This window comes from Hymenobacter frigidus (assembly GCF_014640435.1).
GTDB lineage: Bacteria > Bacteroidota > Bacteroidia > Cytophagales > Hymenobacteraceae > Hymenobacter > Hymenobacter frigidus.
This window is the reverse complement of record NZ_BMGY01000007.1, coordinates 65,502-86,906: the sequence shown is the minus strand read 5'-3', so window position 1 is coordinate 86,906 and position 21,405 is coordinate 65,502. Positions and strand designations below refer to the sequence as shown.

General features: G+C 60.4%; 17 protein-coding genes and 1 pseudogene. 10 read left to right on the top strand and 8 right to left on the bottom strand.

The window, feature by feature from the left end:
• Nucleotides 1–37 precede the first annotated feature (37 nt).
• The 4 genes from IEW17_RS05585 to IEW17_RS05570 all read left to right on the top strand — a co-directional run bounded on the left by IEW17_RS05585 (nt 38) and on the right by IEW17_RS05570 (nt 6,914).
• The gene (locus tag IEW17_RS05585) at nt 38–1,696 is read left to right on the top strand and encodes a TolC family protein (RefSeq protein ID WP_188561045.1); all 1,659 of its coding nucleotides are present in this window, start codon (nt 38–40) and stop codon (nt 1,694–1,696) included.
• Between the two features lie 155 nt (nt 1,697–1,851).
• Entirely contained in the window at nt 1,852–2,988 is a 1,137-nt protein-coding gene (locus IEW17_RS05580) for an efflux RND transporter periplasmic adaptor subunit (RefSeq protein ID WP_188561044.1), read from the top strand.
• A 102-nt stretch (nt 2,989–3,090) separates the two neighbouring features.
• Nucleotides 3,091–6,528, top strand: coding sequence for an efflux RND transporter permease subunit (locus IEW17_RS05575; protein ID WP_188561043.1), 3,438 nt, complete (start codon nt 3,091–3,093; stop codon nt 6,526–6,528).
• 119 nt (nt 6,529–6,647) lie between these two features.
• Nucleotides 6,648–6,914: an acyl carrier protein gene (locus tag IEW17_RS05570; protein ID WP_188561042.1), complete on the top strand. Its 267-nt coding sequence runs from the start codon at nt 6,648–6,650 to the stop codon at nt 6,912–6,914.
• A 411-nt stretch (nt 6,915–7,325) separates the two neighbouring features.
• On the opposite strand, the pseudogene IEW17_RS21230 reads toward IEW17_RS05570, so the two are convergent.
• The 3 genes and pseudogenes from IEW17_RS21230 to IEW17_RS05555 all read right to left on the bottom strand — a co-directional run.
• Nucleotides 7,326–7,487, bottom strand: a pseudogene (locus IEW17_RS21230) (YkvA family protein); the annotation flags it as partial.
• A 466-nt stretch (nt 7,488–7,953) separates the two neighbouring features.
• Nucleotides 7,954–9,111 carry a S1 family peptidase gene (locus IEW17_RS05560; protein WP_188561041.1) on the bottom strand — a complete coding sequence of 386 codons (1,158 nt, stop codon included), beginning with the start codon at nt 9,109–9,111 and terminating at the stop codon, nt 7,954–7,956.
• A 78-nt stretch (nt 9,112–9,189) separates the two neighbouring features.
• The gene (locus tag IEW17_RS05555; protein WP_188561040.1) at nt 9,190–9,798 is read right to left on the bottom strand and encodes an RNA polymerase sigma factor; all 609 of its coding nucleotides are present in this window, start codon (nt 9,796–9,798) and stop codon (nt 9,190–9,192) included.
• 133 nt (nt 9,799–9,931) lie between these two features.
• Between IEW17_RS05555 and IEW17_RS05550 the strand changes: the two genes are divergently transcribed.
• Nucleotides 9,932–10,180 carry a hypothetical protein gene (locus tag IEW17_RS05550; RefSeq protein ID WP_188561039.1) on the top strand — a complete coding sequence of 83 codons (249 nt, stop codon included), beginning with the start codon at nt 9,932–9,934 and terminating at the stop codon, nt 10,178–10,180.
• A gap of 129 nt (nt 10,181–10,309) precedes the next feature.
• Here IEW17_RS05550 and IEW17_RS05545 read toward each other — a convergent pair whose 3' ends face one another.
• From IEW17_RS05545 to IEW17_RS05535, 3 genes are all read right to left on the bottom strand, one after another.
• Nucleotides 10,310–11,350: a 5-methylcytosine restriction system specificity protein McrC gene (locus IEW17_RS05545; RefSeq protein WP_188561038.1), complete on the bottom strand. Its 1,041-nt coding sequence runs from the start codon at nt 11,348–11,350 to the stop codon at nt 10,310–10,312.
• A 233-nt stretch (nt 11,351–11,583) separates the two neighbouring features.
• A complete protein-coding gene (locus IEW17_RS05540; RefSeq protein WP_188561037.1) occupies nt 11,584–12,867 on the bottom strand; it encodes an AAA family ATPase in 1,284 nt (427 codons plus the stop codon).
• Between the two features lie 175 nt (nt 12,868–13,042).
• Nucleotides 13,043–13,894: a hypothetical protein gene (locus IEW17_RS05535; RefSeq protein WP_188561036.1), complete on the bottom strand. Its 852-nt coding sequence runs from the start codon at nt 13,892–13,894 to the stop codon at nt 13,043–13,045.
• Nucleotides 13,895–14,058: 164 nt separating this feature from the next.
• Here IEW17_RS05535 and IEW17_RS05530 point away from each other — a divergent pair, with 164 nt between their 5' ends.
• Nucleotides 14,059–15,033 (top strand): isopenicillin N synthase family dioxygenase, encoded by a 975-nt coding sequence (locus IEW17_RS05530; RefSeq protein ID WP_188561035.1) that lies wholly within the window; start codon nt 14,059–14,061, stop codon nt 15,031–15,033.
• Nucleotides 15,034–15,167: 134 nt separating this feature from the next.
• A complete protein-coding gene (gene chrA, locus IEW17_RS05525; RefSeq protein ID WP_188561034.1) occupies nt 15,168–16,472 on the top strand; it encodes a chromate efflux transporter in 1,305 nt (434 codons plus the stop codon).
• A 26-nt stretch (nt 16,473–16,498) separates the two neighbouring features.
• On the opposite strand, the gene IEW17_RS05520 is transcribed toward chrA, so the two are convergent.
• Together IEW17_RS05520 and IEW17_RS05515 are read right to left on the bottom strand one after the other, a co-directional pair.
• A complete protein-coding gene (locus tag IEW17_RS05520; protein ID WP_188561033.1) occupies nt 16,499–17,857 on the bottom strand; it encodes a lysophospholipid acyltransferase family protein in 1,359 nt (452 codons plus the stop codon).
• Between the two features lie 120 nt (nt 17,858–17,977).
• Entirely contained in the window at nt 17,978–18,475 is a 498-nt protein-coding gene (locus tag IEW17_RS05515) for a DUF6799 domain-containing protein (RefSeq protein ID WP_188561032.1), read from the bottom strand.
• 449 nt (nt 18,476–18,924) lie between these two features.
• Here IEW17_RS05515 and IEW17_RS05510 point away from each other — a divergent pair, with 449 nt between their 5' ends.
• The 3 genes from IEW17_RS05510 (at nt 18,925) to IEW17_RS05500 (ending at nt 21,358) form a co-directional block, all read left to right on the top strand.
• Nucleotides 18,925–19,863 (top strand): DnaJ C-terminal domain-containing protein, encoded by a 939-nt coding sequence (locus IEW17_RS05510; protein ID WP_188561031.1) that lies wholly within the window; start codon nt 18,925–18,927, stop codon nt 19,861–19,863.
• A gap of 122 nt (nt 19,864–19,985) precedes the next feature.
• The gene (locus IEW17_RS05505; RefSeq protein ID WP_188561030.1) at nt 19,986–20,309 is read left to right on the top strand and encodes a chaperone modulator CbpM; all 324 of its coding nucleotides are present in this window, start codon (nt 19,986–19,988) and stop codon (nt 20,307–20,309) included.
• A 416-nt stretch (nt 20,310–20,725) separates the two neighbouring features.
• On the top strand, nt 20,726–21,358 hold the full coding sequence (locus IEW17_RS05500; RefSeq protein WP_188561029.1) for a hypothetical protein: 633 nt from the start codon (nt 20,726–20,728) through the stop codon (nt 21,356–21,358).
• The last annotated feature ends 47 nt before the right edge of the window (nt 21,359–21,405 follow it).

The following is a 21,405-nucleotide window of genomic DNA, read 5'->3' as shown; positions in this document are numbered from 1 at the left end:
CTTTTCCCCGCATACCGTTTCCCTTTTTGCTGTTTTTATGAACACGCTGTTTCGAATCAGATTCCTGCTGATGGCCGCCTTGAGCGCGGCTCTGCCGCAGGCGCTGCTTGCCCAAACTCCGCCCTCGGCGCTGTCGCAGGCCCCGCCCACCACGGGCACTATGCCCCTGACTCTGCAGCAGGCCGTCAGCTACGCGGTGCAGAACAAGCCGGCTCTATTGGCCACCCGCCTGGGCGAGGCCACGGCCCGCGCCAAGGTTGGTGAAATTAAGAGCGCGGGCCTGCCGCAGGTGAACGTGGGCGCTACGCTGTCTGACAACTTTAAGCTGCAAAAGAGCTTGGTGAACTTCCCCGCTACCCAAACCCTGCTCACCCAAACCGACCTGAACACGGCCACCACCGGGCAGCAGGCAGTGTTGGGTACCCAGCAGCTGGCCCTGCCGCCCCAGGCCTTTGCCTTTGGCCTGCAGTACGCCGGCAACACCAGCGCCTCGGTGTCGCAGCTGTTGTTCGATGGTTCTTATCTAATTGGCCTAAAGGCGGCTAAGGTGTATGAGCAGCTGGCCCAGAAGCAGACCCAGCAAGCCGAAATCGACGTGGTGGAGCAGGTGAGTAAGGCCTACTACAGCACACTGGTGGCCCGTTCGCGCCTCGCCCTGCTGGCCCGCAACGTGCAGCGCCTCGACACGGTGCTTTATCAAACCAACCAGACGTTTAAAGCCGGTTTCGCCGAGAAGCTGGATGTGGACCGCCTGCGGGTGCAGCGCAACAACCTGGTGGTGGAGCAGCAGAAAGCCCAGCGCCTCACGGAGTTGAGTGTGGCTTTGCTCAAGTTTCAGATGGGCCTGCCGCAGCAGCAGGGTATTCGTCTCACCGATTCGCTCGGGGCGGCCGTGGTGGACGCCGGCGCGCTGCGTCAGCGCCTCGGCGCGGCCGACTTTGCGAATGGCGGGGCTGGCGTAGGCGCTGTGCCTACCGCGCCCACCCCGCCCGGCCCCGACAATACCGCCGCTCAGAGCCGGCTCGACCAGCAGGCGGCCCTCTCGGGCGGGCAGCCCACGGCCGCCCGCGGTGCCCTGAACTACAACAACCGCATCGAATTCTCGACCCTGGAAACCCAGCAGGCCCTGGCCGGCTTGGACCTGCGCAACCGCCAGGCCGGTGCCTATCCGCGCCTGCTGCTCACGGGGGCTTACGGTTTCACGGGTTCGGCCCAGTCGCCGGGCGACCTGTTTGCCTTTCGCGGTCCCAACTCGCGCAGTGTCAACGGCTTCTCCAACCAGAACTGGTTCGGCTTCGGCAACGTGGGCCTGACCTTGCAGGTGCCGGTGTTCGACGGCTTCCGCCGCAAATTCCTGGTGCAGCAGAGCCGCTTGCAGCAGCAGGGCATCGAGCGCGGCTTCGAAACGCTGAAGCAAAGCATTGACTTGCAGGATGCCCAGAGCCGCACCGCCCTGACGAATGCCCTCGACGTGCTCGACAACCAGCAGGCCAACCTCACTTTGGCCACCGACGTGGCCCGCGTCACGCGCATCAAGTTCAACGCCGGCGTCGGCTCCAACCTGGAAGTGATTTCGGCTGAAACCGACCTGCGCTCCGCTCAAACGAATTACTACGGTGCGATTTACGACGTGCTGGTGGCCAAGGTAGACCGCGACAAGGCGACTGGCGAGTTGTTCAATCAGGTTAAAAAATAAATCATTGGATTGACTGTCATCCTGAGCTTGCGAAGGACCTTATCACGACTGTCCGATAGGCAGTTGCTCCAAAAAGTGAAGGCGTGATAAGCTCCTTCGCAAGCTCAGGATGACAGGCGTCACCTTTCGACATCTAATAAATCACCCGCTTACCCATGCGCTTTTATAACTCCCCGCCCGCCGCCCTCTTCCTTGCTGGCACCCTGCTGCTCGCCTCCTGCGGCGGCTCAAACAAAGACCCCAAGGCCGAACTCGCCAAGCTCAAGCAGGAGCAGGCCACTAACCAAGCCAGAATAACCGAGCTGGAAGCCAAAACCGGCGGCCCCGCCACGGTAGCGGCCACGCCTGTTTCGGTGATGAATGCCAAGCCTGAAAGCTTCAAAAGCTACCTTGAAGTGCAGGGCCGCGTCGATTTTGACCAGAACGCTACCGTTGGCTCCCGCGCTGCCGGCACCCTCACCAGCCTGCGCGTGCAGCGCGGCGACCGCGTGGGCAAGGGCCAGGTGCTGGCCACCGTCGATGCCAGCATCCTCGATGCCAGCATGGCCGAGCTGCGCACTCGCATGGACCTGGCCCGCGTGGTTTACCAGAAGCAGAAAGGCCTCTGGGACCAGCAGATTGGTACCGAAATTCAGTATCTGCAAGCCAAGAACAACTACGACGCGCTGCGGCGCAACCTGGCCACCCTCAACCAGCAGCGCGCCCTGTACAGCGTGGTGGCCCCGTTCGCGGGCACCGTGGATGAGGTGCTGCCCAAGCTGGGCGAAATCACCGCCCCCGGCGCGCCGGTGGTGCGCCTGACCAGCGGCCGGGGCGGGAAAATCCTGGCCGAAGTGAGCGAGGCCTACGGTAACAGCATCAAGGCCGGCGACCAGGCCGTGGTGACCATCCCGGACCTGGGCGGCGAGGAGCTGCCCGCCATGGTGCGCGTGGTGAGCCGGAGCATCAACGCCACCAGCCGCACCTTCACGGTGGAGCTGCGCCTGAAAAGTGCCAAAGCCGCCGACCTGCGCCCCAACATGGTGGCCACGGTGCGCATTCAGAATTATGCCCAAGCCAACGCCACCGTCATCCCGGTCGATATCGTGCAGCACGACGAGGAGAACAGCTACGTGTACGTGGTGGCTCAGGAGGGTGGCAAGGCCGTGGCCAAGAAGCGCATCATCAAAACCGGCAATACCTACAACGGCAAAGTCGAAGTAACCAGTGGCCTCACCGCCGCCGACCAGATTATCTCGGGCGGCTACCAGAACCTGAACGAAGGCCAGAAAGTGGCCGTGCAAAAGGCGTAGGGGCGGGTTGCACCCGCCCGTCGTTGAACAACACTGTTGAATGATGCTTCATTAATATTCTATGCCACGAAACGGGCGGGTGCAACCCGCCCCGACTAACCAATGCAGGACATCGAAAAAGAATTTGGCCCCACCAGCTGGTCCATTAATAACAAGACCAGTATTTACATTATCACGGTGCTGCTGTGCATGGCGGGTATTTTCGCCTACATCAAGCTCGGCAAGGAGAAATTTCCCGACATCGTGATTCCGCGCATCATCGTGGCCACGGTGTACCCCGGCACTTCGCCGACGGACATCGAAAACCTGGTGACGCGCCAGCTCGAAAAGGAGATTAAATCCGTGAATGGGGTGAAGCACATCAACTCCACCTCGAACCAGGACTATTGCATCGTGGACGTGGAGTTTAGCTCAGGCGTGGACGTGCAGGCCGCCAAGCAGCTCATCAAGGATGCCGTGGACAAGGCCAGCACCGAGCTGCCCAACGACCTGCCGAGCGCTCCGCTGGTGAAGGAAATTAACATTTCCGAGCAGCCTATTATGTTCGTTAACCTGGCCGGCAACCTGCCCGCTGCCCAGCTCAAAAAGTTCGCCGACGACTTCCAGGACAAGATTGAGGCCCTGCCCGAAATCACCCGCGTCGATATCGTGGGTGCGCTCGACAAGCAGGTGAACGTGGACGTGGACCTGAACAAGCTGCGCGCCTCGCGCCTGGGCTTCTCCGACATTTCACGCGCCATCGGTGGCGAAAACCTCACCGTATCGGGCGGCAGCATCGACGTGGGCGGGCAGAAGCGCGCCGTGCGCGTGGCCGGCCAGTACGTGCGCGCCGCCGACATTGCCGACATCCAGGTTAAGAATCTGAACGGCGCGCCCGTGCGCCTCGGCGACATCGCCACCGTCACCGACGGCTTCAAGGACCGCGAAAGCTACGCCCGCCTCGACGGTAAGCCCGCCATTACCCTGAACGTGGTGAAGCGCCAGGGCGAAAACCTGATTGACGCGTCCGATAAAATCAAGGCCCTGATTGCCGAATCGAAAGCCAACCTGCCCAAGGAGCTGACCATCACCGTGACCGGCGACACCTCGAACGACACCCGCGTGACGCTGCACGACCTCATCAACACCATCATCATCGGCTTTCTGCTGGTCACCCTGATTCTGATGTTCTTCATGGGTACCACCAACGCGCTGTTCGTGGGCTTATCCGTGCCCATTTCCATGTTCCTGGCCTTCCTGGTCATCCCCGTATTCGGCTTCACCCTGAACATGATTGTGCTCTTCGCCTTCCTGTTGGCGCTGGGTATTGTGGTCGATGATGCCATTGTGGTGATTGAAAACACCCACCGCCTGCTGCACGAGCACCCCAACCTCACTACCCCGAAAGCCGCCAAATTCGCCGCCGGCGAGGTGTTCATTCCGGTGTTGGCGGGCACGCTCACCACGGTGGCGCCGTTCGTGCCGCTGTTGTTCTGGCCGGGCATTGTGGGCTCGTTCATGTACTACCTGCCCGTCACGCTCATTATCACGCTCATGGCCTCGCTCATCGTGGCCTTTATCATGAACCCGGTGTTTGCCGTGAGCTTCATGCAGCGCGACGAGCATTTCGAAGACGATTTGCACAGCAAGCCCAAGCTCACTCGCAACTTTCTGATTGCGATGGGCGTGCTTTTGCTGATTGCCATCATCGGCTACGTGGCGCGCTCGCCCTTCGTGGGCAACCTGTTTGTCACGGTTATTCTGCTCTGCTTCCTCGATAAGTTCGTGTTCGTGAAGATGATTGCCTGGTTCCAGACGCGCGCCCTGCCGCGCTTCCAGAACGGCTACGCCAACCTGGTGCGCTGGGCCCTTAGCCACCCGGCTTTGGTGATGGTGGGCGTGCTCGTATTGTTCCTGGGTTCTGGTGGAGCTGTATACCTCCGCAAGCCGCACGTCGACTTCTTCCCCAAGGGCGACCCCAAGTTTATTTATACCTACCTGAATATGCCCGTGGGTACCCGCGTGGCCGTCACCGACTCGATTACCAAGGTCCTCGAAAACCGCATCTACGGCGTTATCGGCCGCGAAAATCCTGATGTGGAGTCGGTGATTACCAACGTGGCCATCGGAGCCGGCGACCCTTCCGAAGCCACCGCGTCGGGCGTGTCGCAGTCGCACATGGGCAAGGTGGCCGTGGCCTTCAAGGAGCTCAGCGAGCGCGAAGGCCCAAAAACCAGCACCTACATGGATAAAATCCGCGAGGTGGTAAAGGGTATTCCCGGGGCCGAAATCTCGGTCGACCAGGAAGCCAGCGGCCCGCCCCAGCCCAAGCCCATTGCCATCGAAGTATCCGGCGATGATTACAAGGTGCTGGCTGCGCTCTCGAAGAAAGTGACCCGCTATGTCGATTCGCTGCACATTGGTGGCGTCGAGGCCCTGCGCTCGAACCTGCAGGACCGCAACCCCGAAATCGCCATTAACATCAACCGTACCCGCGCCAACCGTGAGGGCATCAGCACCGGCCAGATTGGTTTGGAGGTGCGCACGGCCATCTACGGCACCGAGGCCAGCAAATTCAAAACCGTCGACGACGAGTACCCCATTCAGGTGCGCTATGCCGAGCCCTACCGCTCCGATGTAGATGCCGTGATTAACGCCCCGCTTACCTTCCGCGACGCTACCGGGGCCGTGCGCCAGATACCTATCTCGGCGGTGGCGGATGTGAGCTACGGCAGCACCTACGGCGGCATCAAGCGCAAAGACACCAAGCGCGTCATCACCATCTCGTCGAACGTGCTCAACGGCTATTCCGGCCCCGACGTAGCCAACGCCGTGCAAACGGCCCTCAAGTCGTTCCGCACGCCCCCCGGCTATACCATCGACATGGGCGGTGCCCAGGAAAGCCAGAAGGAAACCACCGACTTCCTGCCCATGGCCGGCCTGGGCGCGCTGGGCCTCATCTTCCTGATTCTGGTTACGCAGTTCAATTCGTTCAGCAAGCCGGTCATCATCCTCTCCGAAGTGCTGTTTTCCATCGCCGGCGTGTTCTGGGGCTTGGCCCTCACGGGTATGAACGTAAGCATCGTGATGACGGGCGTGGGCATCATTGCCCTGGCCGGTATCGTGGTGAAAAACGGTATTCTGCTGGTTGAATTTACCGACATGCTGCGCGCCCAGGGCATGCCCTTGCGCGAGGCCATCGTGCTGGCCGGCCGCACCCGCCTCAACCCGGTTATCCTCACGGCCACGGCCGCCACGCTGGGCCTCATCCCGCTGGCTATCGGCCTGAATATCGACTTCTACGAGCTGTTTGCCAGCGGCAATGCGCACTTCTTCATCGGCGGTGAGTCGGTCACGTTCTGGGGCCCGCTGGCTTGGACCATCATCTTCGGGCTGGTGTTCGCCACGGGCATTACCCTGCTGGTGGTGCCGGTGATGTATTTGCTGAGCGAAAGCCTGAAAGGAAAAATAAGCGGGGAAAATCCCGACGACCTTGCAACCATTCAGCAGGAGGGAGACTCTGAAAAAGTACAAGCGGCTACGCCGCCGGTACTAGCCTAACATTTTATGCGTTGTTGGTGCCCGTCGGATGGCTTTTGTTGCAGCAAAAACCTCCGGCTGGCACCTCCGCAACACCGCAGGGGCCGGCCACCGCCTCATTCCCTTTTTTGCAGCCAATTATGTACGTATCCACTATTAGCCCGGCCCACACCCCTACTATTGAGCAGCAGGTATTCCGCATTATTAGCAAGCGCAAGGCCATTCGGGCCAGCCGCGTACGCAAAACCGCCAGCCTCTCCCGCGACCTTCGCTTCGACACCGTCGACGTGGTCGACATTATCCTCGAATTGGAGCGCAGCTTCAGCATCACCATCCCCGACGAGGTTCCCCTCTACACCGTGGGTGATTTTGTGCGCTTCGTGCGCGACCACGCCGCGGCCGCTTAGTATTGGGGCAGCCCGGGCCTCAGCCCGTTAATAACTTGGAGTGTTAAGCCACAAAAAGCCCCGCAGATGTTTAGCTGCGGGGCTTTTTGTGTTCAACCGAGGTGATGCTTAGCGCACGTTGCCGCCGGTATCGGTGGCAGAGGTGCTGCTTTCGCGGCTGCTGTCGGTTGTGTTGGCCGCAATGTCCGTGGTGCCTGCGTGCTTGGCCGATTCCGTAGCCGGTTTCGGTGTGGTAGCGGCCGGGTCGTTGGAGTGCGAAAGTTTAGCGGCGGGCGCATCAGTCACGGGCGTGAGGCCGCTGGTAGCAACGGCAGTGACGTCCTCGGCACCAGTCGTCATCTCGGACGGGCGAGTAGTTTCCCACTCCTGAAATTTGTCCATCTCGCCCTTCAGCGTGGTCGAGAACCAAGCTACCAAGGCCACGTCATCGAGCAGGCCCAGTACCGGAATAAAGTCCGGAATCAGGTCAATCGGGCTCAGAAAATAGATGAGCACGGCCACGGCGGCGGCTACTGTGGTGCCGGGTACGCCGGTGTATTCGCCGGCCATCGACGACTTGATGAGCCGGAACATGGTTTGCAGCGTTTCCCAAGCCTCATGGGCCAAGGTGCCAACGTCGTTTTTGTCGCTGGCCTTCTTGTAGGCATCCGTCAGCAGCGTTTTCATGCGCGTGGGCTGGCGGATATAGCCTTCGGCCGTGCCCAGAAATTTCTTAAAAATGGCCGAACCGGCAACGTCATTGCTGGAAGGCGGGGTTTGTTGGTTTTGAGCCACGGGGTGGAAAATTAAGGGAATGCGAAAAGAGGAAAAGGTCAGCAAAACTACCTCGGGATAAATACTGATTTCAGGGGTTCAAGGTTGTTAAAAGGCGGTGATTAGCCAAACCAGACGGCCAAACAGTACACGACAATCGGAAGACGTGTAGTTGTGACATCATTCAAATGCCTGACCAACAAAAATGAAGGCCTGCTTCGTACAGAAACAGGCCTTATAATTGGCACAAATAAGCAGCATGCTAGCCCACAAAGCGGGATAATGCCTATTCAAATACCTTAACTACAAACACGTAGTCCTGCAGTTTTTTCAGCTGTTGCGGCCGTCCGGAACCAGCCAGATGCCCGAAGCGGGGCAAGTGGTAAGGGGCTTCCGGCTTGGCCGCATCCAGTGAATCTACCAGGCGCACCAGGTACGATGACTTGGTAGCAAAAGCCGCACTCTGCGCGTCGTTTTGCCGGCCGCTCACCACGCCAATCAGGTTGCCGCGCTCGTCCAGCAGCGGGCCGCCGGAGTTGCCGGGATTCACCGGAATGCTTACTTGGTAAAAAGCCGTATCGCCCTCAAAGCCCGACCGAGCGCTCAACGAACCCTCGCCGTACACCACTTCCTCACGCGGGTAGCCTAGCGTGAATACCCGCTCGCCCAAGTCGGCCTGGCCCGATTTGATGGCATAAGGTAAACGGCCAAATCCGGTAAATTTCTTATCGGTAATGCGCAGAATGGCCAAGTCGTGCTTCACGTCGGAATACACGGGTTCGGCGTGGTAACGCTGCCGGTCGCGCCCTTCAATCAGCATAGAGTCAGCTCCTTGAATAACATGGTAGCTGGTTACGATGTAGCCTTCTGAGGTGAGCGCAAAGCCTGTACCGCTGAACTTGCCGGTGTTAACAGCCGGCGCAGCCGGAGGGCCTTGGGTAATAATAGTGCTGAGGGCCCGTTGGTTGCGCTTGAGCTTGTCCATCTCGCGGCGCAGCACGGTGTAGCCATACAGCGACGGCTGCACCTTAGAATTGCGGTAAATATCCAAGCCCAGTAGCGTGGCAAACACGGCCATCACGGCCACTGAGGCGGCTACGCCCACCGTGGCGCGGTGCCCATTCCAGAAATCGCGCAGCCGGCGCTCAGTGCGCGAAATGCGCAGCATCGGGTTCACGGTGTGCGTGAGCGGGGTTTTGGTAGTAATTTCTTCCGGCGCTTCGGCGGCCAGCATGGCGGTGTGGAGGGTGCGTAGCTGCTGGCGGGCCTGCTGGTGCTGGCCGTAGGCCCGCAGAGTACCGGTTAGCTCCGTAAAGTCGGCGTAGCGCAGGCTCAGGGCTGGGTCGGCGGCCAAGCGCGCCTCCAGGTTGGCACGGGCGGGCCCGGCCAGCTCGCCTTGGGCGTAGGCTTCAAATAGAGCGTAATAGTCAGCGTCAGTCATCATGGGTAAAAGCTCCTGGCCCAGGCCAGCGGCGGTAAGCGAATGGGAATATCGGAGGCCGTTTGCTTCCGGGTATACGTATCAGATAGGCTCTTCTTTGTAGTGGGCAAAGAATAATTTTTTCAGGCGTACCAGGCACTTATATTTTTGATTCTTAGCATTGTCGGCGTTGGTGTAGCCGAATTCTGTCGTCAGGTCCTGCATCGATTTATCGAGCAGATAAAAGCCTTCCAAAAGCGAGCGGCAGGGCTCGCCGAGGTGTTGCAGGGCATCGGCCATGGTGGCAAACCGACGGTCCTGTTCTTCGGCGGCAAGCAGGTCTTCTTCGGCCCCGGTGTTGAGCAGGGAGCCGTGTTCCTCCTCATCAAGCAAGCGCACGCCGAAGCGGCTTTTGCTGGTCAGACGCTTGAGCCACAGGCGGCGGCACACGGCGTAGAGGTAGGTTTTAATCTGGCAGGTGAGTTCGAGCGAACCGTCGCGCACCTTTTCATAAAACACCATCACACCTTCCTGGTACACGTCCTGGGCATCGTCTTCGGAGCCGCTGTTTTGCAGCACGAAATGCGATATCATGGGCCAGTGCAACCGGTAGAGCTGAGCCAGGGCCCGCTCATCGCCGCCACGAATGGCCGCAATCAGCGCGTCGTCGGTAGGAGACAAAGAAGAGGAGGTTGAATTGCCTCTGCTCATTCACTTTGGGTGTTAATACAATCGCGGGGCACAAGTAACCCGCAAAAAAAGATTTTTTCGGCCGGGTTACCTTTTAAGTAAGCAGGCATAAAGGGCGTTTTTTAGTTAACCCATTTTCAAAATTACCCCCAAAATGAACAACCTGTTTAAAGTTGCTGCCCTGGGCCTGGTCCTGACCGCTGGTCTGTCGTCGTGCGAGTCGAAATCGACCGAAACCACTACCACTGAGACTCCCGCTGCTACCACCGAGACTTCGACCACCACGACCGTAACTGACACGACCGTAATGGCTGCTCCTGCTGCTGAAGGCACGATGGCTCCTGCTACGGATGCTCCTGCTGCTACCACCACCACCACTACGACCGAAGAAGTTAAGAAGTAGTTGGCCGCTGGCTCCGTGCCAGCCCAATGCTTTTTCCTAAGGTAAGAAAAGCCCGGATTTTCCTTGGAAAGTCCGGGCTTTTTTGTGCTTAGCTGTCGTGGCTGCGCGCTGCTCGCCACAACAGCCTCATCAGGCAATCAGGCCCAGCAAATCGGCCGCGATGCCGGTCCAGGGCTGGTGCAAGTTTAACGTAACCACCCGCACCGGGTGCCCGCCGAGGGTGTAGCGCAAATCAACGGCCTGAGTGGCGGCCGGATATAGGAGCACACCTTCCAGGCTTTGTTCTGGGCCGGGGCGCTGGTTTTGGAGGTAGGCGTAGAGCTGGTAGAGGTGCGGGGCAATGAGGCGTTGCCGGTCGTAGCGCGGGCGCAGGGCGGCGGCGTAGTACTTGGTGTCGAGAATTATTTTGCGGTCCGGCGCGTCGAGGGTGGTATCGGTGAGCATGGTGGGCAGCAATTCCAGGTCGTCGGGTTGGCTGGCCTGGGCTTGCCAGGCAATGGTTTCGGCATACACGCGGTAGCGGCGCTGCTCGCGGCGGAAAAAGTTGCGGGTGAACTGCTCAAACAGCCGGGCCATCAGCACTTCGTCGCGGCGGAAATCAACGAAGCGGCTCCGGCCACCGGCCGTGGGTTCGGGTAGCGCAGTTTGCCACACCAATTCGCACACATGCAGCAGAAAGGCAGCCTGGGCATCGGGTCGCTGCCGGCGTAGCTCCCAGAACGTGGCCGCCGTGGGCAGAGCCAGCGGTATGCTGGTGAGCGCCGCCGGAAACCGTTGCCGCAGGTGCCGCAGTTCGCGGCGCAATGCGGCCGGCAAATCGGCGGCTCCGGCCAGCACGCCCAGGGTGTGGACCAGCAAGCGCAGCAAAGGTGAATCGGCGCTTAACTCATCAAAGACACACACGGCGCGGCCGCGCTCCAGCAGCCTTCGGCCCAGGGTAGGAGCCAGCTCAATGCGGCCCCGCAGCTGCGCCAACTCCGCTTCCTGCGCCGTGAACGTGCGCGGCAGCCCTGCCCGCAGCAACCGACGGGTGCCGTGCAGCAGTACTTGCGCCAGCAGCCCCAGCGGCCGATGAAACGGCGTGGCCTCACTAGCTTCCAGCACGGCCGGCTCGGGCAGTCGGTTCCAGGCGTAGCACAGGAAATAATAGAGTGTGGGGAGGGGAATCACGAATTCAATTCAATTCGATAAAACGTATTCCACGGCTGCGGTAGCCACAAACCATGGTAATGAAGCTGTTTAGGAATTTGTTAGTCGGTCATGCCGAGCGCCGCCGAGGCATCTCGCTCGGGCCGTCCGGGCCGTTCAACGAGGCGAGCGAGATGCCTCGGCGGCGCTCGGCATGACGGTCACTCAGTTTTTTTGAATTCCTAAACAGCTTCAATAAATTGCCGGATGAAGTGCTACGCCAGCAGCTTGCGAAGCTGGGCGGCGGCTGTGGTAGGCTGTTCGCGCCAATAATCAGTTAGTAGCGGCCCTATTTCCTGTTCCAGAATAAGCCGCAGCCAAGCGGCGGCCTGCTGGGCCTGGGCAGGCGGCTGGCAGAAGTAGCTGTGGCCAATGGCGAAGTCGGGGCCCAGCTCGGGGTCGTCGGCAATGGTTTGATTGAGAGCGGCCATGCGGGTGCAAAGCTGCTCTACTAAGGCCGGAGGCACCTGCCGGGCCGTCAGGAATTGCCGGAGGGGCGGCCCAAACTGCGGCGCCAGGCCCACAAAGGCAAAGCGGCGGCGCAGGGCGTAGTCGAGCGGGCTGAGGGAACGGTCGGCCAGGTTGAGGGTGCCGATGACGTACAGGTTGTCGGGCACAAAGAAGCGCGGGGCTTCGGCGGGCGCGTAGGGCAGCCGCAAGGCGTGGGCGGGGCCGCGCTTGTCGGCTTCGAGCAACAGCAGCAGCTCGCCAAAAATGCGCGGCACGTTGCCACGGTTCACTTCATCGATGAGCAGGAAATACGGCCGGTCGGGGTCGGCGGCGGCGCGCTGGCACAGCAGCGGCAGCACGCCGGGCATTAGCTGAAAGCGTCCATCGGCCGCGGGCCGGAAGCCGAGCATAAAATCTTCATAGCCGTAGCTGGGGTGAAATTGCACTAGCTCAATGCGGCTTTCGTCCTGGGCCCCCAGCAGCAGCCAAGCCAGGCGGCGCGCCAGAAACGTTTTGCCCGTACCGGGTGGCCCTTGCAGCAGCAGGTTGCGGCGGCGGGCCAGACCGGTCAGGGCCGCGTCCAGCTCAGCTTCCGACATAAACAGCTCGGTCAAAGCATCGGCCCGCGAATAAGGCTGGGAAGCGTAGGAGGGAACTGGCTCGGCCGCGTGGGCGAAGGCCGGCGAACCCGCGAGGCCGGTGTATAAGTCTTCGGCCTGCTGCCGGGCGGTTTCGTCGCCATCGTGGGCCGCGCCCGAGGTGAGCACGGGCCGCTTGGTGCTGATGGTGAAGTCGAGGCCTTCGAGCAGGGCGTTGGTAGGGCCGCCGGCGGGCCGGGGCCAGTGGGCGCTGGGGTTGCCCGTGGCCAGGCGGTAGGCCAACTCGGCTACGGCGCGGGGCGGGTAGCGGCGGCCCCGGTATACCAGCTCGTACACTGTGCTGGGGGGCAGGGGACGGCCCTCGCGTACTATTTGCCGCAGGGCACGCAGCACCTGCTCGCGGGTGAGCAGCGGAACCAGAATAGTGGCAGAGCCGGGAGCGGTAGGCATAGCAAGCAAGGTAGGGCTGGAGCGGAAGAGAAGAGCAGCAAATAACCTTAAAAAAGAACGTCATGCTGAGCTGGCCGAAGCCTCTCTACCACACCGCTAAAGCTAATTAGTTGCGTGGTAGAGAGGCTTCGGCCAGCTCAGCATGACGTGCCAGGTTGACCGTGGGAAACCAGCGTTACGGGGCTACCGTGAACGTGCGGGTAACCGAGTTGTACGGGCCGGGAATCATGGTGCCGCTGCTGTCGACCAGCTCCAGCTTCACAGTGTTTTCGCCGGCGGGCAGGCCCTCCATCTGGTAAGGCAACCACCGGTCAATCATAAACTCGATGCCGTTGATGGTGGCACGTACCCGGTTGCCGCTGGGGTCCAGGGTGGTGTTCACGAGGTAAAAGTCGAGCATGATGCGCTTGGCATCGGCCCCGGTGTAGGTGTCTTTGGGCCGGCTGTAGAATAGGTGCGGAGCCTTCACATCCAGCATCGGCGTGGCCGGGGCCGGCGTGGTGCTGCCCACGTTAACAATGCGCAGGTCGTAGGCACCGCGGTGCTTGAGGCTCTCGTGGTACGAGCGCGACAAGAAGGAAAGCACCGCGTGCTGCCCATCGGGAATCGCCTTGGAGAAACGGGTTTCGTAGTGAGCCGTGTAGGGCTGATTGTCCACGATGTTGTGAATGTGCTGGCCCTTCATGGAGTTGGCCATCTGGGTCATATTGGGGCCACCGCTCATTTTGGTGAGCTGAAAGTTGGTGGTTTGGTAGTCGAAGGCTACCTCACCGCTCTGTAGCGTAGCACCGGCGATGGGCGCGCGGAGCTGCATCTGGGCCTCGGGAAATTTGGGCGAGTCGCTGAATGGGGTCAGGCGAATGCCATTCGATTCCATGCTCTCCCCGCTGGCCGCGGTGCGGGCCGCGGCGGGGCTGGTGCTGCCGGCCGAGGCGCTAACGTCGGTAGCCGGCTTGCTCGATTCGCAGCTTGCCAGCAGCGCCAGGGTAAGGGTCGTGCTGCACAGCAGCCAGAAAGGACGTTTCATAGAAAAACTCAAAAGGTTGGTAGTGGTTATTATCATTGCAGCCACAAGCAATTGTAGCCACAAGCAACGAATCTTACGGCTTGCCCCCGGTGCGGGGTTTTGCTTAACTTGCGTCGTTGCCCACCAAAGGCCTCAACGGGCCTCAAAGTAAACCTATTTTTTCAATGCAGGACCAACTTCTTGACCAGATTCCTTCGCTCGACCTCGCCGACTTCCGTTCCGGTGACCCGGAGCGCAAAGCCCGCTTCGTGCAACAGCTCGGCGAGGCGTACCAAAGCATCGGCTTTGTGGCCCTCAAAAACCATGGCCTGAACGACGCGCAAACTAAACAATTGTACGCCGACGTGCAGTCGTTTTTCCAATTGCCCGACGCCGCCAAGCAGCGCTACGAGCACCCGGAGCTGGCGGGCCAGCGCGGCTACATTAGCAAGGGCAAGGAGCACGCTAAGGGCCGCAACACTGGCGACCTGAAAGAATTTTACCACGTGGGCCAAGAGGTAGAAGAGGAAGACCCCATCAAAAACGAGTACCCCGCCAACATCTGGCCCAAGGAAGTGCCGGGTTTTCAAAAGAGCACGTTCATGGCGTACCGCACGCTGGAAAGTGCCGGTCAGGACGTGTTGCGCGCCATTGCCCTGTTCCTGGAACTGCCCGAAAATTATTTCGACGACAAGGTGAAGCACGGCAACAGCATTCTGCGCCCCATTCACTACTTCCCCATCGAAGACCCGGATGCCGTGCCCGCCGATGCCGTGCGCGCCGCCGAACACGGTGATATTAACCTGATTACCCTGCTCATGGGCGCCAGCGCCGATGGCCTGCAGGTGAAGCGCCGCGATGGCAAGTGGATTGCCATCACCGCGCTGCCTGACCAGATTGTGGTGAACGTGGGCGACATGCTTCAGCGCCTGACCAACGGCGTGCTGAAAAGCACCATCCACCGCGTGGTAAACCCCGCCCGTGAGAAAATGAATACCTCGCGCTTCAGCATTCCGTTCTTCATGCACCCGCGCTCCGAAATGAGCCTGGCGGCCCTGGAGCACTGCGTGACGCCGGACAACCCCAAGAAAGAAGCGGACATCACCGCCGGTGAATTCCTGAACGAGCGCCTGATTGAGTTGGGCCTGAAGAAGAAGTAAGCTGACGAGAAGCATAAAAAGCAGAACGTCATGCTGAGCGTAGCCGAAGCATCTCGCCGGTGTAACTAATTCAATCATTTGGATTACTGCTGCACGCCAGATGCTTCGGCTACGCTCAGCATGACGTTCTTTTTATGACTGTTCCCTCGTCGTCTTCTGCCCCGCACCCCCTTGCCCCCGTTTCGCTCACCCCGCCCCCGCGGCGCTCGGGCAAGCGGACGCGGCGGGTGCGGGGTATTATTTTTTTAAAGGACGTGGCCGTACTCGCCCTCACGGCCTTTGGCGGGCCGCAAGCGCACCTGGCCATGTTTTTTCGGTTGCTGGTTGATAAGCGCCGCTACATCAGTGCCGCCGAGCTGCTGGAGTTACAGGCGCTGTGCGCGCTGCTGCCGGGCCCTACGTCAACCCAGACCATCACCGTTATCGGCTTCCGGCTGGGCGGGCCCAACCTGGCCTACCTCACCCTGCTAGTCTGGATAACGCCGGCCGTGGCCATGATGACCCTGGCCGGGCTCACGCTCAGCCACCTCGACCCCGCCCGGGTGGCGGCGCTGGTGCAGTTTGTGCAGCCTATGGCGGTGGGCTTTGTGGCATTTTCAGCCTACCGCATCGCCGAGAAAGTAATTCGCACCAAAACGGCGGTGGGACTGATGGTGGCCTCCGCCATGCTGGCCTACTTTTTCCAGCTGCCCTGGATGCTGCCGCTGCTGCTGCTGGCCGGCGGGGCCGTGACCACGGTGCGGTACCGGCGGCACGTCATCATTCAGGAGAAAACCCCGCTGCGCATCGAGTGGGCCAACTTTGTGCTGTGGCTGGGCATCCTGGTAGGGGCGGCCGTATTGGGCCATTATACCCACTTGCAGCCGGTGCGGTTGTTCGAGAATTTTTACCGCAACGGCTCCCTTGTCTTTGGCGGTGGGCAGGTGCTGGCCCCGCTGCTCTACGCCGAATTTGTGGAGTTTAAGCACTACCTCACGGGGCCGGAGTTCCTGTCGGGGCTGGGGTTGGTGCAGGCCATGCCGGGGCCCAATTTTTCGTTTGCCGCCTACATTGGAGCGCTGGCCATGCGCCCGGCCGGCGGCACGGGCATGCAGGTAGTGGGGGCGCTGGTGGGCACGGTGGGCATCTTTTTGCCGGGTACGCTCCTGATATTTTTCGTTATTCGATTCTGGGACCGGCTGCGGCAATACCGCGTGGTGCAGGCCTCGCTCGAAGGCATCAACGCGGTGAGTGCCGGGCTGGTGTGCGCGGCCACTTTCCTGCTTTATCACCCCTTGCCTTACCGCCTGCTGGCCCTGCCGTTTCACCTCGGCCCTATCGATACTTTGCCCCTGAACCCGCTGCTGGTGGGCACCACGTTCCTGCTGCTGCTCTGGGAAAAAGTGCCGGGCGTGGCTATTGTGGTAGCGGCCCTGCTGGCCGGTGTGCTCCTTGGTTAAGGTTTGATAATAAATAAGCTGCTGGGCTATCGGTGAGCCAGATAAGCCACACGGGCGCCCTCTAGTTGCGCCACCAGCGCCGCCCGCTGGCGCAGCAAGTCCTCGCCCACGGCCGGGGCCTTTCGGAACAGGCGCAACGCGCGCAGCCGCTGCACCCGGGCTGCCAAAGTGCTCCAGTAGCTCAGGGCATAAAACCCACTGATGGGCAGGCTCAGCACATAAAGCGCCGTCAGGACCCAGTTGTGCGTTACCCAGTGCTGCACGGCCATGGCTTGCAGGGTATAGGCCAGCGGAAACGTGAGCATGCCCACCACCAGCATGATGGGGGCCACAAATTCCACATCCTTGGTGGCCCGCCTGGCTATCATCGACGGGATGATGTAGGGCAAGTAGTTATTGAGTGCGCCGTAGAGCCAGACCGGGGCCCCCAGCAGCAGATTGAGCAGGCCCGCCACGGTGCCGCGCCGCTGCTCATCGAGGGCGCTATCGGTGAGGCGGTGCTGCCGCAGGCCCTCGAGGTAGGTGTGGAACTGGGCGCGCATGGCCTCCAGGCGCTCGGGCGCATGCTGCTCAAACCACGCCAGGGCCTGCAGCAAGGTTTGGCTGAGCTGGAAATTATCAACGAGGCTTTCGGGGTCGTCGTCGGGGTTGAGGTGGTCGCCAAATGTGCGCTCAATCTGCTGCACAAAGTCGTCCTGGGCCGCATCGCGGGTAATGACGAGCCGGCGCTCCAGCGCTTCGCGAATGGCGGCCGTGAGCTGGTCGGCGGCGGCGTCCGGGTCCTTCGCATAGGCTTCGGCATAGTCGGCCACCACAATGGGCGGGGCCACGTTCAGCAGCACATCGGAGCGAAAGCGCGAAGGGTCGAAGTAATTGGTGGCAATGGGTACCACCTTCAATCCGAGCCGGAAATGGTGGCGCGCTTCGGCCCCCAACGCAATGCGGGCCGCCCCGGTTTTGAGAGGGCGCAGCCGGCGCTCGCTTATGCTGGTGCCTTCGGGAAAAATCATGATGGTACCACCCTGGCCCAGGTAATCGTAGCAGCGACCAAAGGTGGCCTCGTTCTGGGCCGCGAGCTGCGCGGGCGTGGCGGGTGCCGCACCCTTTTCGGTATCCTGACGGCGATAGATGGGAATCGAGTTTCCCGATTGCAAAATGGCGCGCGACACAGGGTTCTCGAAAAACGTGCTTTTGGCCAGAAAGGCCACTGGCTGGCGCCGGTTGATGGCCACCAGCAGCGGGTCCATGAGGGTGTTGGGGTGGTTGCCAGCGAATAGCAGCGGGCCGGGCAGAGTCAGGCGCTCACGGTGGCGCACTTCGATGCGTCGAAAAAAGACCCGCAGTGCAACTTGCACCAGCGGTTTCATAACGGTATAGAAGAGCATGGGGCGGGATAGGTATGGCCCCGAAGATAGGGCGGCGGTCCTGAGTGCGCCACGGCCCCTCAAAAAACAAAAGCCGCCGCCCCAATTGGGGCGGCGGCTTCAGGCAAGCTCGGGAGCCGCTTATTTTCTCTTCTTGGCAGCTTTCTCTTTGATTTTTAATTTGTTTTCGGCCACTTTGGCTTTTGCCTTGGCCTTGCGCTCGCGCTCATCTTCCATCTTCTTGCGCTTGCCCGGGTGCAGCGCATCAAAGAGTTTGATTTTTGCCAAGCTATCGGACTCTACGATGGCGGCCCGGGATGTGACCCGGCCCGTTAGCGACACTTGGTCGCCTTCGCCCATTTGAGTGGTCGTGCCATCGGGGGCAGTCACCACACCCGCCTGGGTGATAACTGTGCCATTAATTAGTTTCTTGTCGGCTGTTAGCGGGTTGGTAATGCCCAGCTCGGTGAGTACAACCCGGCTTTTCTGCATGGTCAGCCCGTCTTTCAGGCCTACGCCAGTGGCGGTCACGCGGGGCTTGGGCGCTACGCGGCCCGAGCGGGCAGCTTGCGCGTGAGCACCGGCTCCACTCAGCAGCGCACCCACCAGAACAAAGCTGAAGAGGATTTTGTACTTCATGAAAAAGTTAAAAATAGAATAAATAAAAAACAGCCTGAAGTGCGTTATTGATGCAATGTACGTCTTTTTTCACCTACGAAGTGGGTGGGTATTCGGTTCAAGTGCAAAACAGGGGCCGAATTTGTGTAGTGGATAAAACAACCCGGTTTGGCGTTGCATCAGCATTTTCGGCTGCGGGCATTCAGCGCAATTATGTTGCCAATATTACAAAATTGTTACGGGTTGCGACTGAATATATCGATTAAGACTTGGTGAAATGGGTGGGTAACTATCAGGTGCGGCGAAAAAGCTGCCCTTGATAAGCTGGCAACGTGGCCGCTATCCGGCCAAGACTTATCCGCGTAAAAGGAGAGGGGAGGGCCGAAATTCGGGCACGAGCGGCTGCTTTGTGCCTGCTACCGTCTTACTTCGCTACTTCCTCACCCCGCCCCGACTTTCATCCCAAGATAATGGACTACAAAGACTACTACAAAGCACTGGGCATCGATAAAACGGCAACTCCCGAGCAAATCAAGAAGGCGTACCGCAAGCTGGCCCGCCAGCACCACCCCGATGTGAACCCGAACGACCAAGGCGCGGAGCAAAAATTCAAGGAAATCAACGAAGCCAACGAGGTGCTCAGCGACCCCGAAAAGCGGAAGAAATACGACCAGTTCGGGGCCGACTGGCAGCGCTACCAGCAGCACCCCGGCGGTGGCGCGGGGCGCGGCGGCCAGCCCGGCGGCGGTTTCGACTGGAGCCAGTACACCCAAGGCCAGGGCCAGGGTGGGGGCGGCAGCCCATTTGGCGAGGGCGAAGACTTCTCCGACTTCTTTGGCTCCCTATTTGGCAATATGGGCGGTGGCCGCGCTGGCGGGGGCAGCCGCCCCGGCGCGGGCCCCGACTATCAGGCCGAACTGGAGCTGAGCCTGGAGGAAGCCTACCATGGCGGCCCACGCACCATCACGGTGCACGGCCGCAACCTGCGCCTCACCATTCAGGCCGGCGTGGCCGATGGCCAGACCATTCGGCTGCGCGACCAGGGTGGGCCCGGCCGCCACGGCGGCCCCAACGGCTCGCTGCTCATCACGTTTCGGCTGCGGCCCGATGCCCGCTACGCCCGCACCGGCAACGACCTGACGCAGGACGTGCCCGTATCCATCTACAAAGCCATATTAGGTGGCGAGCAAACGGTGGAAACCCTCAGCGGCCCCGTCAAAATCAAGCTCAAGCCCGAAACCCCCAACGGCACCCGCCTGCGGCTGCGGGGCAAGGGCTTTCCCGTGTATAAAAAGGCCGGTGAATTCGGCGACCTCTACCTGCGCCTGACCTTGACGCTGCCCCAGCACCTCACGGATGCCGAAAAGGGCCTGATTCAGCAGCTGGCCGACTTGCGTTCCGAATCGTAGGTTGTCAGGCATTAATTATCAGTTGTTGGGCCAACTGTAATCTGTTGACTAACAATTGGCAACGAGCAACTGATAATTCGCTTACTCTTGGACGACTACTTAACCCGTTGTTACCTATTGCTATGGAAGCGCACATCCTCACCCTCACTTTTCAGGAATGCTCGGCCCGCTACGGCCTGGAGCCGCCGGTGCTGCATGAGTTTCTGCAGGCGGGGCTGCTCCGTGCGGCCCCCGCGCCCGAAACCGTATTCGTCGACGAGCCCGACGACCTGCCGCGCTTGGTTCGGCTGCATCACGAATTGGGCCTCTCTCCGGAAGCCCTCGACGTTATCCTGGCTATGCGCCAGCGGCTGGTGCACCTGCAAGCTACCCTGGCCTACGAATCCGCCCGCGCCCGCCAGCTGGAGGCGTTTCTTCGGGGTAATGGGGATGTGCTGGAGGAATGACTACCAAAAATAAACATGATTTAGTAGGACATCGCAGATGTCATCGGTGAATCAGGCACGGTTGAAAAACGGCTTAACGTAACAAGTGTTATAAGCGGCCTCTTAGAATCCGTGCGGTTTTGGGCCTCCCACCGGGACGCAACCGGCGTGGTACTTTGGCGGGGGACCAAGCTCTAATTTGGAGTTTACGAAACTCATCCCTCCGGCCCGTTTCCTAAACTTTGAATCGTAGACGAGTTTCTTAGACTCCTCCAGCCCTGCAATGGCCTACGAGCACTTGGTGCCGGGCAGCTGCCAGGTGTTCACGGAAAGGAGCGTTTGATGGCTTCAGATTAAACTCAGGCGGTTCGTGTGCAAATGACGAGGCCGTGTACTCTTACAGGAAAACGCCTAGTTCCTTATCGCCGCTTTCTCCCGTGTTTTCCTTGCCTTACGCCCGTTTTGTCTTTTTTTTTAGCTTGCTGCTGTTGCACGGCTCTGCGGCACGCGCGCAAACGTTCCACTGCCCCCCGCAGGGCTACGATTACCGGGCTGCCTTTCATCAGGTCCACGGCTACCTGATGAAAGGTGACAACTGGGAGTACTTTTCGGACGCCCCCGATTACCGGGAGGTGTTTACCAGCCGGGCCCACTTTCGGAGAAAGAGCCAGCTGGAAATCATTCCGGTCCGGCGTTTCCAAGCCCCGGCAGACCGTGCGGCCACTGCCGACAGCGCCGACTGGGCGGGGTGGTTTCAACCCGATTACCTCCATTTTATGGCCCTGCTGGCCTGTGAACGGCAGTTGGTGGGCCTGCTGGTGTCTTCCCCGAAGCTGTACCGTCGGCACGAGTTGCCAGAGAGCATGGGCGTAGACGACGGCGTGACCGCCGCCGCGGTCTTCGCAGCCTTCTATGCCCCAGGGGTCTGCTTATTTTACGACACGCAGCTGCGCACCTATGCCTATGTGCAAGACGGGGCCTATGTGTACTGGAGCTTCTCCCTGCGCCAATTCGTCACCGTGCATGGCCTGGCGGGGTACCGCAACTTGTTGCGGACAGGTGTTCAGTAAAACGGTGGTTTAGATGAGGTTTAAGCCCTTTTACGTACTGTAATCGA

Excerpts from the sequence above, each read along its gene's own strand:
- IEW17_RS05585 (WP_188561045.1), top strand. The coding sequence starts at position 38 with ATGAACACGCTGTTTCGAATCAGATTCCTGCTGATGGCCGCCTTGAGC.
- IEW17_RS05580 (WP_188561044.1), top strand. The coding sequence starts at position 1,852 with ATGCGCTTTTATAACTCCCCGCCCGCCGCCCTCTTCCTTGCTGGCACC.
- IEW17_RS05575 (WP_188561043.1), top strand. The coding sequence starts at position 3,091 with ATGCAGGACATCGAAAAAGAATTTGGCCCCACCAGCTGGTCCATTAAT.
- IEW17_RS05570 (WP_188561042.1), top strand. The coding sequence starts at position 6,648 with ATGTACGTATCCACTATTAGCCCGGCCCACACCCCTACTATTGAGCAG.
- IEW17_RS05560 (WP_188561041.1), bottom strand. The coding sequence starts at position 9,111 with ATGATGACTGACGCTGACTATTACGCTCTATTTGAAGCCTACGCCCAA.
- IEW17_RS05555 (WP_188561040.1), bottom strand. The coding sequence starts at position 9,798 with ATGAGCAGAGGCAATTCAACCTCCTCTTCTTTGTCTCCTACCGACGAC.
- IEW17_RS05550 (WP_188561039.1), top strand. The coding sequence starts at position 9,932 with ATGAACAACCTGTTTAAAGTTGCTGCCCTGGGCCTGGTCCTGACCGCT.
- IEW17_RS05540 (WP_188561037.1), bottom strand. The coding sequence starts at position 12,867 with ATGCCTACCGCTCCCGGCTCTGCCACTATTCTGGTTCCGCTGCTCACC.
- IEW17_RS05535 (WP_188561036.1), bottom strand. The coding sequence starts at position 13,894 with ATGAAACGTCCTTTCTGGCTGCTGTGCAGCACGACCCTTACCCTGGCG.
- IEW17_RS05530 (WP_188561035.1), top strand. The coding sequence starts at position 14,059 with ATGCAGGACCAACTTCTTGACCAGATTCCTTCGCTCGACCTCGCCGAC.
- chrA (WP_188561034.1), top strand. The coding sequence starts at position 15,168 with ATGACTGTTCCCTCGTCGTCTTCTGCCCCGCACCCCCTTGCCCCCGTT.
- IEW17_RS05520 (WP_188561033.1), bottom strand. The coding sequence starts at position 17,857 with ATGCTCTTCTATACCGTTATGAAACCGCTGGTGCAAGTTGCACTGCGG.
- IEW17_RS05515 (WP_188561032.1), bottom strand. The coding sequence starts at position 18,475 with ATGAAGTACAAAATCCTCTTCAGCTTTGTTCTGGTGGGTGCGCTGCTG.
- IEW17_RS05510 (WP_188561031.1), top strand. The coding sequence starts at position 18,925 with ATGGACTACAAAGACTACTACAAAGCACTGGGCATCGATAAAACGGCA.
- IEW17_RS05505 (WP_188561030.1), top strand. The coding sequence starts at position 19,986 with ATGGAAGCGCACATCCTCACCCTCACTTTTCAGGAATGCTCGGCCCGC.